The sequence below is a fragment of the Cyanobium sp. BA20m-p-22 genome, from assembly GCF_024346275.1.
In the GTDB taxonomy this organism is placed as follows: domain Bacteria; phylum Cyanobacteriota; class Cyanobacteriia; order PCC-6307; family Cyanobiaceae; genus Cyanobium_A.
This window is the reverse complement of the sequence record NZ_JAGQCQ010000110.1, coordinates 1-10593: the sequence shown is the minus strand read 5'-3', so window position 1 is coordinate 10593 and position 10593 is coordinate 1. Positions and strand designations below refer to the sequence as shown.

The window sequence follows — 10593 nt, the reverse complement described above, 5'->3', positions numbered from 1 at the left end:
TGAGCGATGGCAGGCAGCACCTCTTCTTCTAGGAGGGTGATTTCCTCTTCTCCATAGGGCTGCTCGCTCCAGGTGCGGCGCAGCGGCAGATCGCGGCGCAGCAGCTGCTCGATAGAGCGCGAGGCGCGATCAAGCAGCAGGAAGGGATCTTCTTCTGGCCGGCAGAACTTGGACTGGGCAGCTAGTGATGCCATGGGATTCGGCGCCAGGTGTGGCGCGGCGATGGGACCGATCCCAGAGGCGTACTGACGCAGGAAGGAAGCACAATGGAGAGGACCCGGAGTAAGCCCCACCGGAAGCCGACCCAGCTAGGGCGAGCCTTCTCCGCAGGTCAGGTCAAGGCAGGAGCGATCAGATCTTGCGCAAACGCGGCTTGCCAAGGTGATGCACCGCATGCACCACCACGCCAAATAGCCCTGAGCGATCAAATACCTCCAGGTCCAAAGGAATTGCTGCTTCTCCTGGCCGCACCGGTTCAAGTAACCACTGCTCCCCCTGACGCAAGAGCGGCCGCATTAAGAAGCTGCCCTGGTGGGCAACGACGACGACATGGCCGGAGCAGGGTTCAACACTGCGGTCAATCACCATCAGGTCGCCGTCGTTGATCCCGTGCTGGCGCATGCCATTGCCGCTGGCCCGCATGTAGAAGGTGCAAACCGGGTTGGGAATCAGGACGGTCTGGAGATCCAAGCCCTCACCTAACGAGCCCGGGCAGAAGGGCACAGGCTCGCCAATAGGCAGGTCGGCCAACATCAAACCAGCAGAGGCGGCAGTACGGCTGTTCTACTCCTGGTGAGGTGGGTTGGGTTGGCTCAGCTCCCGGCTTCTGGCCAGGGCACAAGCTTCATATCCCCCACCTTGTTCCAGGTTTTGCATTTGGGATCAGCCAGTCGGTAGAGGGCGTTGCCGTCTGGTCCGCTCTTAGTGACGACTAGGACCGGTGCACCAGGCCAGCCGATCCGCCAAAGCTGCTCACCGTCCGCCAACACAATCAAATCGCCGGTGGCGGGGTGCTTGAGGTCTTGGGCCATCGCTGCACCGTAGAAAGCCACAGGCGATTGGCTGCCAAGCCGCAGCCTGCTCCGGTGCGAGCGGAACAAGGACAACCCCAGATCGATTGCTCGCTGGATCGTCTGCCAGGTGGCTCAGTTTTCGTGTCGCCTCTTGCTCAGTTTTCGATGTCGCCTGAAAGCCGCTAGGCGCACCTCATGGTGCGACATCGGCATGGCGCTGATCTCGAGCCGCGAGGAAGCAGCGCGGACTGACATGTATTCCCGGAGCTTGAACTGGTGCTTTTGATGGCCGCGGTTGTGCCATTGGTTGCGCGGCCCTGTTGCCTTCTGCGCTGGCGGAGCGGGCCGGCCCGATCAGGCTGGCGGGCAGCACTTTCAGCTAACGCCATGCTCCGCATCCACGGCGACCGCAACAGCCTGCTGGCGGCCCTTGCTGCCCACTGGGTCGACCAGCAACTGCAGATCCCGCCGCCGCTCAAGCCGCAGGTGAGGCCGATCCGCCGCCTGCCAGGGCCGCTGCGCTGAAAGGCCCCTGGCAGCAATAGATCGACAGGGCCTCAGCCCGCCCCCGCCAGCTGCTGGCGCAGAGCCTCAAGAGCCTTCTTCTGGGCCCGCTGCACTGACATGGCGCTGATTTGCAGCTGCTCTGCTGCAGCCCGCAGCGAGAGGCCCTCGAGGACGGTGAGCCGCAGGGCCGTGGCTTGCGCTGCAGGCAGCTGATCTACTAGCTGCTCCAGCGCCAGATCATCAGCGGGCCCGGCTGCTTCTTGCTCTGGGGCCGCCAGCTGATCGAGCAGGCACGGCTCGCCAGCGGCATGGCCATCAAGGCTGATGTGACCCAAAGGGCACTGACCCTGCTCATGCAGCCGGCGTGGAATGCGCACCAGCCGCACCCGATCGCGCAGGTGATGCTGCAGGGCCCCGCTGATGCAGCGGCGCAGGTATGGAGCGGCAGGCTCGCCAGCGCGGCAGCTGGGAGCAGAGCGAATCAGAGCCTCACGGGCTACCTGGATCAGATCCTCCCGCTCAACCAAAGGGAAGAAGCGGCGGGCTACAGCTGAGGCAACGGCATCAGCCAGGGAGAGGTGCTCCAGCACCAGGGCATCGCGGGCACGGAGGGCAGAGCGGGAAAGCGGGGCAGCCATCTGGGGACGGGAGAGAACCCCACCCCCAACGGCCAGCCGCAGTGATGTGACAAGGACGCCCCGCAGGGGCGCATGGCTAGATCCTTGACGCAGCGCGAGGACTGGACGAGGGATTCAGGTGGGTGTTTGACGGCCTGGTGGCAAGCAGATTCCTCCCGGAGCTCCGGGTGTCAAGCCAACCTTGAGCAACGCCCCCTATCCCGGCTTGTCTGGCCTACCAGCACCACCGCCCATAGGCTGCTGGGCGCAGCAGCAGGTGAATGCTCCAGCCGCCATGGATTTGAAGTTCCGCGTTATTCAGTCGAACGACCGCGGGCTGATCACTAAGCAGGGCGATCAAACGTATGCCCGGCGCGGACCCGCGAAAGGAGAAGAGGCCCTCGAGCTTCCCACCCTGTTCATCTGGGTAAGGAGCAAAGAGCGCTACCTAGCAAGGTGCTGGACTCAGTGGACAGGTGCACATCTTGGGGATGACTTTATTTATGTCGTAAGCAGATTTAGAGACGTAATCGACCTCCACGGCGATACTCGGTATCACCAGTGGTGCTCAAAACAGCTGCGCCAGGAGCTTTGGGCACTGAAACGGCCCGCACTTGACCTAGAAGGCCTGGCTTGCCCACCGCCGGAGGCAGTGTACGAAGCAAACCGGCATAAATCGGCTATTTACTTGCAGAGAAGAAAGCAGCGACTCCTTGAGCAAACGCCAGATTTGAACCCGCAGGAAAAAGCGCAAATCCAGAACATCTACGAGGAGCGGGATCGACGCAACCAAGCAGCTGGCTTCATCAAGTACCACGTTGATCACATCACTCCGCTCTCCAAAGGAGGCCTGCATCATCCAGCCAATCTGCGTATTATCGGTGCATCTGAAAATGCGAGAAAAGGGTGCAGGCTTCTCGAGCAGGCATGGCCCGCAGAAGCTGCTCTGCTTTCTATCGAATAGATGTGATATGGCTATGAAGCAAGGTGTGGGCGACTGGGTCTTGATCAAATTGATCGATTACGAAGATTCTGCTTGGGAGCATTTGTACCGTCACCCTGATGGCAGAGAGGCAATTGTTGGCCCTGGTGGATACTGCAGCGATCCAGATCTAGACTGGTTGCTGCATCAACAAAAACGGAGATTAAAGCAACGATTACAGGTCAATGCAGTGCTCTCGACAGTCTTAAATACACCCTTGCTTATCGTTGCTTTTCAGGCCATTGGAGGATTTGGCTGGCGAGGCCTGCTGACCCTGGCTGGCTATGGACTTTGTTGCATTAGTGCTTTTGGAGGCTGGAATGCTGTTTTGCTTGATTCGTTTCAGAACGAACGGAAGGGCAGGCTCCAGATGCTGAGCATTTGCGTCCTGCTCTACTTCATTGCTTGCCTTCTATTATCATCTGGACCTGTCACCCAGCTAAGCCTTTCGTCCGTGCATATCCCCCTGCCTGCACTTGGCCTTGTTGTCGGCCTGCTGGGAAGCGCCAAGCAAAAGTGGGAAGATGAGAGCGAGTATCAGCCGTAGTACTTAAATCCCCTGCATGAGACTTTTGATCTCTTCCTCTTTCCCTTCAATGAACTTGGTGTCATCAAGGATCGCTTGCCACCTTGGATAAGGATGGCGCTGCAGGCGCTTCCAGGTTTTTTTGATCCAGATGCACTCATTATCGCGATCAACCTTGAGTGCATCCCAGAAGGCTGCGTACATCCACGCCCAGGAAGATGACTTCCATGGCACAAGCTTCGCTTCGGCTTCCCAGAATTCAGGCGGATGATCCACTCTCTTTCCATCAATCACACGGACGGGTATCTTGAGGTGAAGCAACTCATGCCGGAGCACGTGTTCGATCACTGGCCGTGGTACGTCAGAACGGTTGAATAGTGAGTGGAGGTAGATATTGCCTCCTGCCTTCCCGGGGCCATGATAAATGCAAGCCAGTGTTTCTATTGATTGAAGGCTAAGGGTTGCAGGTTCTGCACTGGTCAGCCCCATCTCGACTTGGATGTCAGCAAGAAGTTCCAGCACGTCAAACCCTAGAAAGCTGAGTTCTGGATAGCCAGCTGGTTCCTTGCGGGCTAAGAGCATCGCATAAAGCTCAATGTGATAGGAATAGAATTTGGCAGGAGCACAGTTCCCGGGTTGACAATTGCAAGCCAGTTAATATTCTTTGCGACTTGCATTATCCCTCGGGCATTGCATGAGGCGCTTGCGGGTATCGAAGCTCAATCATGTCGCCATCAATTCCCTGGCGATGGATATCAAAGACGGGCTCTTCTCTGAGCTCTGCAATGGTTAGCAAATGGGTGAAAGGGAATATGGCTGGATGATCCAGAAGCTGGTTGGCAGGCAGGGAGTGGTGCTCATTGTCGAGCAGTAGCGCCTCGCACAGCAGTACCGCAATCTCTTTGGTGACGGGCAAAGACTTTGGAGCGCGTGCATAAACGCCCTTGGTTTCGGTATCTGTCAGAGCTCCCCAGTCCACCAGCGAACGGATGATCCGCTGCGTGGACTTCACCAGCACTGGACGCTCGGACCATTGCGCCACCATTCTTTTGGTGAGCTGGGCGAGGGAGAAGGAGTCCTGCAGCGTGAGCAGGCGCCCTGCCGTTGCCGCGACATCGGAGAAAACGGGATAGCTGGCGATCGCCATGGCCCAATGCAGGGCGAGATGATCACGAGCTTTTGATGCTTGGAAGGCAGCTACCGCCCGGGGCTTGAGGGGCTCGACAGCAGCTGGAACCTTGCCCCAAATCCTGGTAAGGACCGTCATGGTCTTGCCACGATCGCTGTTGAACTTGTCCCCGCTCACCTTCCCTTCGAGGTACTCCCACATTCCGGCCCTGAGATCTTCCAGGGAGTCCCCTGCCGCTACCCGACTGGCTGTCGCCTCCAGCCAGTCGAGCGCGAGGCGCCGGTCAAAGCCAATGGTTTTGCGCCTGGTCATGCGGGCTCCTGGATGCGCACGAAGGGAACCAGAACCTCTTCCAGCGCGATGCCTCCATGGCCGAGGGTTTCCTTGCCCTGGGCGAGAAAGGCATCGACTCCGCGGGGCAGCAATACGGAATAGTCAGCTGGCAGACCGGGACCAGGCCACAGGAGAGCGGTTGGGAGGGCCTGTTGCACCTGCGCCCGCAGCACGTCGTCGCGGAACACCCAGGCTCGCTCGCCCTTTTCCTCGGGAACGGTGCCCACGTTGGGACGGCCAATTCCTTTGGCAGCGACGTTGCCGTGATCTGCGGTGACGTAAACGGTGAAGCCTTGCTCCAGCAGGGAATCGATCAAAGCTCGGAAGGCCCCCTGCTGGCTCCACTGGCGAACCTGGGCGTGCAACCCTCCGAGTCCGGTGACAACGCCGTGGAGCATTTCATCTACCTTGCCGACGACGATGCCCAGGGCCCGGCAGGCTGGGCTAGAGGCGAATTCCTTGACCTTCTCCAGCAGCTCGCTGTCGGGCTCCTGTGACCCCTGCCTGACGTAGGCCACAGCCGGCCCCCGCAGGCCCTGCTCACCCCAGAAGCGCTCCCAGTGCTTGGGCTCCTTGCTGGTGGTGCCAATGCTCTGGGGGAAGAACATCGGTGCCTCTGCCGCGAAGATCGTTTGCCGGGAGACAGAGGTGATGGTGGGCACCCAGGCCCAGCAGACGCTCTCCTGGAGATCAAGCCCGCCAAGGGAGTCGCGCAGCAGCAGCCACTGGTCGAGGGCCAGCCCATCGACCACTACCAGCGCCAGCCTCTTGGAGCCACCGGCCTGCTGATGAGCCAGGAAGTGGGCGACCTTGTCGAGGGTGATGGGTCTAGGGAGGGCCGGCAGCGTAGACAACGCGCTGTAGCGCTGAAGCATCCAGCTCCCGAAGGCCTCCTCTAGGGCCAGCTGCAGCTGATCGAGCTGGGAGCTGACCTCCCGGCTAAGGGAGCTACTGAGCTCCGTTCGCAGCACCTGCGCCTCAGCCCAGCGAAGGCCGAAAAGCTCCCAGTCTTCGTGTTTGGCAGCAGCGCCTGGCAGCTCCCCTTCAAGCAGCGGCAGAAGACGCTCCAGCCGGAGGGCTGCGTTTTCCTCCTGCTTGCCTACGACACCGAGACGCATCCAGCCTGAGGGGACTGCATCTGCCGCAATCGCCGTGGTGGGCTCCAACAAACCCTCGGCGAATAAGTTGTCGATGAAGACCCGAATGTCGTCGTGGTCAAAGGGCAGCAGCACGGGCCCGGGGAGTCGCGGAGCCGGCAGTTCACGTCCAGGGACGACCGCATACCCCTGTGCCTGAAGAAACAGGGGCCAGCGTTCCTGGAGAAAGGAGAAGAAGGAAGCCCGGTTAGGCAGCAGGCGCTCTAGGGGCCACTGCCGCCACTGCTTCTGGAGGCAGAGCTGCTCCAGCAGGCGCTGATCGAGCAGCGGCGGAAGTTGTTGCTGACGCAGATGGCGCCGCAGCAGCAGACGCAGCAGGTCGGCAGGCTGCCGGATCTGGCTAGGCACCACCTCGTAGAGGTGGTTGAGGAGAAAGTCCTGGGTAGCGTTCGCGCCCAGCTGCCCAGGGTTCGCCCGCTGCAGGGCCTCACTCAACGCATCGAACTGGCTGGGCTCGAGCTCGGAGAGAACGTTGGGGTCGAGGCTGGGGAAGAGGCTGGGCAGGCTGAAGCTGAACTCGCGCTGGGTAGCGCGGGCCTCTGACAGGAGATCGAAAGGGAGAACGGTGCGGGCCGAGGCCTCGCCGCCGTTCACGACAACGACATGCAGTAGCTCTCCTGCCTCCCAGCGCGGCCGGCAGCGATGCTCAAACAGGTAGCGAAAGGCGACGGGCTCCTCGTAGGCCAGCAGCTCATAGCCCCGCTCGGCAAGCACTGAGCGCAAGACCGGTTCGGCGAACAGCTGGTCGGGATCGTTGACCACTGTGAGCCGACTGGCGGTGGCGCTCTCGCTGGTGAAGCACTCCAGCACCGGCTGACGCCAACTCGCAGCGGGGTCCGGGTTTTCCATCAGGCTGAAGCGGGGGCCAGGGACATCAGCAGCAGCAGGGTCAGAGAGGGCAAGGTCTCCTGGCGCCGCTGGAACTCCTGCCGCCACTGCTGCTCCTCCTGCTGCAGCTGAGCGCGGCGGAAGTCGCGAACCTGGGGCAGACCGAGCTGCTCGATCGCACGCTGCCGCGCTGCGAAGGCCAGCTCCTGCTTGCGGCGCTCACGCTCCAGCCTCTGCTTGTGTTTGGCCTGGAGCTCATCGAATAGGGGCCTGCCTTGCTGCTGGGCTTGCTGGTGACTGCGGTCGTAGGCCTGAGCCGCCTCCACAGACGAAAGCTGTGAACCCGGAAGGAGCTGCAGCTCACCATCAAGGCTGATCAGCCGCTCCCAGATCAGGCGGGCCGTGGGCTCCAGCAGCTTGCCTTCGCTGGACAGGAACAGCGGGAGCAGGCGCTGGCTGCGGCCCTCGCTGGTCTGTACAGCCACCCGCCAGAGTGACCAGATCCCGTACACCTTGCCGGCGAGTTCTGGAAGAAGCAGGACCGGAACCGTCATCCCCGGCGCCCTGGGCGGCAAGGAGGCCGTGAGGGCCCTCAGCCTCGGTTCCTCAAGGCTGAGGTGTAGCAGCCCCGCCTCTTTGGCGCTCTGCCGGCTGAAGGTTGCCCTGAGGTCGCGGTGGCCATCGGGCCAATGCAGATCCAGGCCGCCAGCAGGGTTCGGTCGCACCTGCCCACCGGACTCGTTCTGGGTATGCAGCCAGGAGAGAGTCATGCGCTCGGTCCAGAAGGGCATCAAATGGCCGGCCACACGCTGAGCGGCCTTTGGATCGAGCTCCTCGGAGCTTGAGAGCAAGTTGGCCCCTTCATGGGCAGATAGGGCCCGGGCGCGGATCGCCTCTGCGAGCGCCGCTGCCCTCGCTTCCGCCTCTTCTGGCGTCAGAACGGCATTGACATAGAGCTGCTGGAAGTCGAGACCGTTTTCTTCCGAATCGAGCACATCGGAGAGCTTGTCTACACCGAACTCCTGCAGGATCCGCTCCAGCTTTTCCTCCAGCACCTCACGCACCCGCAGCTCGACGGTGTCTTCCAGGGCGAAGTTGAGAGCCCGCACCACGTGGGCCTGGCCGATGCGATCAACCCGACCGATGCGCTGCTCCAGCTTCATCGGATTCCATGGCAGGTCGTAGTTGATGATCACGTGGCAGAACTGCAGGTTCAGGCCCTCACCGCCGGCGTCGGTGGAGATCAGGATCTGGGCCTCATTGGCGAAGGCCCGTTGAGCGCTCTTGCGCTCTTCCAGGTTCATGGAGCCATTGAGCACCACGACCGGATAACCGCGCTGCTCCAGGACCTCCGCCAGCATCTGCTGGGTGGGCACAAACTCGGTGAACAGCAGCACCTTGAGGGCTGGGTCGTTTTCGTCCCGCTGTAGCTGCTGGATCGTGTCGAGCAGGGCCTGAGCCTTGACGTCGATCCCCCGGGCCTCACAGCGGCGGGCAGCGGAGAGCAGCAACTCCACCTCGGCCCGTTCGTTCTTGAGCTCCTTGAGGCGACTGTTCAGCAGGGTTTCGAGCTGCTCCTGGCCCTCCAGCTCGGCCCAGTCCTCGCCCACGTCTTCCCCAAACAGCGTGAGCTGGCCGGTGGGCAACTCCAACACTTGCAGGCGCCGCTCCAGGGCGGTGCGTATGGCGGCAGTGCTGGAGGTGACCAGCCGCTGCATCAGGATCATTAGGAAGCCAACGGCGGGTTGCTTGTCGCGCAGAGCCTGGTTGTAGCCCTCGCGCACGTACTCCGTGACGGCGTCGTAGAGCACCCGCTGCTCCAGCCGAGCACTGTCCCAGGCGACGGAGACGAGCTGAGTGTGGCGCGGCTGAAACAGCGGCTCCCCCTTGTCGTTAATGGCCCGACGCTTTTCGGTGCGGATCACATACGGGGCGACGTTCTCCCGGGTGACTGAACTGTCATCGGGGAGAGCGCCTGGATCGAGGAAGCAGAGCAGGCGGCGGAAAGCATCGGTCTTGCCCTGGTGTGGGGTGGCGGAGAGCAGCAGCAGGTAAGGGGAGGCCTGGGCCAGGCCCTCTCCGAGGCGGTAACGGGCCACGGTCTCACTGGAGCCACCGAGGCGGTGGGCCTCATCGATCACCACCAGATCCCAGCCGGCGTTGACCAGGTCTTCAAAGCGTTCACGGTTGTAGCGCGCTACCTGCTCTGCGCTCCAGCCGCGGCGGGAGTCCATCGGCTTGACGGAATCGAGGGTGCAGACCACCTGGTTGTGCTGCTTCCAGAGGTTCTCCTCTGGGCCGACGCCGAGCAGCTGCCGCCAGGCGGCGAAGTTGCCGGGCTGAACGAGGTGAAAGGTCTCGTTGAAGTGGGTGTCTAGCTCGCTGACCCACTGGCTGACCAGACCGGCAGGGGCCACAACGAGTACGCGCTTGGCCAGGCCGCGGACCTTGAGCTCACGAATGATAGCCCTGCCTCAATCGTTTTGCCTAGCCCCACCTCATCGGCCAGCAGGTAGCGGACACGGTCTCCCGACATAGCCCGCTGCAACGCCTGGAGCTGGTGCGGGAGGGGGATGACGGAACCCTCCAGCGGTGCGACCAGGGCGTCGTGCTCAAAGGCATCGAGGATGCGAGCGGCGGCGGCCACAAAGCTGAGCTGCTCCAGGCTGGCGGGGCTTGCCTGCTCCAGGGTCTGCAGCCGCTCGACCGGCAGACGGACCACAGCGTCCCGGCGGGACAGCCAGACCTGGGCCGTGGGGATACCCCAAAGGTCTTCCACCGCGATCACCCTGCAGGGTTCGCCGTGATCCAGGGAGTGACACCAGTCGCCAGCCGCGTAGCTCATCTAGGGAGTAGCGGCAAGACGCTGGACTGTTACTCCAGGCAGATGTCTGGATAAGTCAGACGCAGGAATGACAATGCACTGATCGACATACTGATATGGCCAGGGCACATCAATCTCCTGCTGCAGCCTCGCCTTGAGCCTTTCCGTGAGATTTGACCAAAGAGGTGGATCGACACGCAAGCTGTCAGCACCGATAACCACAATGTAGGTAATTGGCTTTTCGGTTCGGTTCATCAAGCGGAGGAAAGACCAAGAAGTTCGAGCCTTTGGAACAAGCTGGGTATGCGTCAGCTCCTTGGTCTGCATTTTTTTGACAAAGGCCTGGCGCTCACTCTCCGGGGCCTTGCTTGCCGATGGATCCTTGACCTCGATGAACAAGGTGCGTCGAGGGAGCTCGACAACAAAATCGACTGGCTGAAAGTGAACGATAGAAGGTCGACCTGGTGCATCAAAATGTTCGGCGTTCCACTCGTCTGGGAACTTAAAACTGAGCTCCTTCTCGATCAGGGTACTCATGAAATCCCCTGAAGCGATCGGGATATTTCACGGTCGTAAAGCGAAGTCATTGCTTTCGCAATGGGGCTTTCAGTCAGCATGAAGGCATCATCGTGTGACTGAATAGCAGCCCCATCGCCGCCATCTGGACGGTAAAGAGC

12 protein-coding genes and 1 pseudogene are annotated in these 10593 nt (G+C 61.3%); 3 read left to right on the top strand and 10 right to left on the bottom strand.

Annotation, left to right across the window (positions count from 1 at the left end):
- The 3 genes and pseudogenes from KBZ15_RS10745 to KBZ15_RS10735 form a co-directional block, all read right to left on the bottom strand.
- Window positions 1-194 (bottom strand): annotated as a pseudogene (locus tag KBZ15_RS10745) (hypothetical protein); the annotation flags it as partial.
- Between the two features lie 157 nt (window positions 195-351).
- The gene (locus KBZ15_RS10740) at window positions 352-753 is read right to left on the bottom strand and encodes a LexA family transcriptional regulator (RefSeq protein WP_255015229.1); all 402 of its coding nucleotides are present in this window, start codon (window positions 751-753) and stop codon (window positions 352-354) included.
- 59 nt (window positions 754-812) lie between these two features.
- Window positions 813-1031, bottom strand: coding sequence for a hypothetical protein (locus KBZ15_RS10735; RefSeq protein WP_255015228.1), 219 nt, complete (start codon window positions 1029-1031; stop codon window positions 813-815).
- Between the two features lie 369 nt (window positions 1032-1400).
- Between KBZ15_RS10735 and KBZ15_RS10730 the strand changes: the two genes are divergently transcribed.
- Complete coding sequence (locus KBZ15_RS10730) at window positions 1401-1538, top strand: hypothetical protein (protein WP_254961797.1); 138 nt, start codon at window positions 1401-1403, stop codon at window positions 1536-1538.
- A 32-nt stretch (window positions 1539-1570) separates the two neighbouring features.
- Here KBZ15_RS10730 and KBZ15_RS10725 read toward each other — a convergent pair whose 3' ends face one another.
- Complete coding sequence (locus tag KBZ15_RS10725; RefSeq protein WP_255015227.1) at window positions 1571-2158, bottom strand: sigma-70 family RNA polymerase sigma factor; 588 nt, start codon at window positions 2156-2158, stop codon at window positions 1571-1573.
- A gap of 181 nt (window positions 2159-2339) precedes the next feature.
- Between KBZ15_RS10725 and KBZ15_RS10720 the strand changes: the two genes are divergently transcribed.
- Together KBZ15_RS10720 and KBZ15_RS10715 are read left to right on the top strand one after the other, a co-directional pair.
- Window positions 2340-3101 (top strand): HNH endonuclease signature motif containing protein, encoded by a 762-nt coding sequence (locus tag KBZ15_RS10720; RefSeq protein ID WP_255015226.1) that lies wholly within the window; start codon window positions 2340-2342, stop codon window positions 3099-3101.
- A 13-nt stretch (window positions 3102-3114) separates the two neighbouring features.
- Window positions 3115-3666, top strand: coding sequence for a hypothetical protein (locus tag KBZ15_RS10715; RefSeq protein ID WP_255015224.1), 552 nt, complete (start codon window positions 3115-3117; stop codon window positions 3664-3666).
- 3 nt (window positions 3667-3669) lie between these two features.
- Here KBZ15_RS10715 and KBZ15_RS10710 read toward each other — a convergent pair whose 3' ends face one another.
- The 6 genes from KBZ15_RS10710 to KBZ15_RS10685 all read right to left on the bottom strand — a co-directional run bounded on the left by KBZ15_RS10710 (window position 3670) and on the right by KBZ15_RS10685 (window position 10453).
- Window positions 3670-4227: a hypothetical protein gene (locus KBZ15_RS10710; protein ID WP_255015222.1), complete on the bottom strand. Its 558-nt coding sequence runs from the start codon at window positions 4225-4227 to the stop codon at window positions 3670-3672.
- A gap of 94 nt (window positions 4228-4321) precedes the next feature.
- Entirely contained in the window at window positions 4322-5086 is a 765-nt protein-coding gene (locus tag KBZ15_RS10705) for a hypothetical protein (protein WP_255015221.1), read from the bottom strand.
- On the bottom strand, window positions 5083-7113 hold the full coding sequence (gene pglZ, locus KBZ15_RS10700) for a BREX-3 system phosphatase PglZ (RefSeq protein ID WP_255015219.1): 2031 nt from the start codon (window positions 7111-7113) through the stop codon (window positions 5083-5085). Before pglZ ends, KBZ15_RS10705 begins: the two co-directional genes overlap by 4 nt.
- Complete coding sequence (locus KBZ15_RS10695) at window positions 7113-9509, bottom strand: helicase-related protein (RefSeq protein WP_255015218.1); 2397 nt, start codon at window positions 9507-9509, stop codon at window positions 7113-7115. Before KBZ15_RS10695 ends, pglZ begins: the two co-directional genes overlap by 1 nt.
- On the bottom strand, window positions 9467-9937 hold the full coding sequence (locus KBZ15_RS10690; RefSeq protein WP_255015216.1) for a hypothetical protein: 471 nt from the start codon (window positions 9935-9937) through the stop codon (window positions 9467-9469). The genes KBZ15_RS10695 and KBZ15_RS10690 overlap by 43 nt, the downstream gene beginning before the upstream one ends.
- Window positions 9938-10453 (bottom strand): hypothetical protein, encoded by a 516-nt coding sequence (locus KBZ15_RS10685; protein WP_255015215.1) that lies wholly within the window; start codon window positions 10451-10453, stop codon window positions 9938-9940.
- Window positions 10454-10593: the final 140 nt, after the last annotated feature.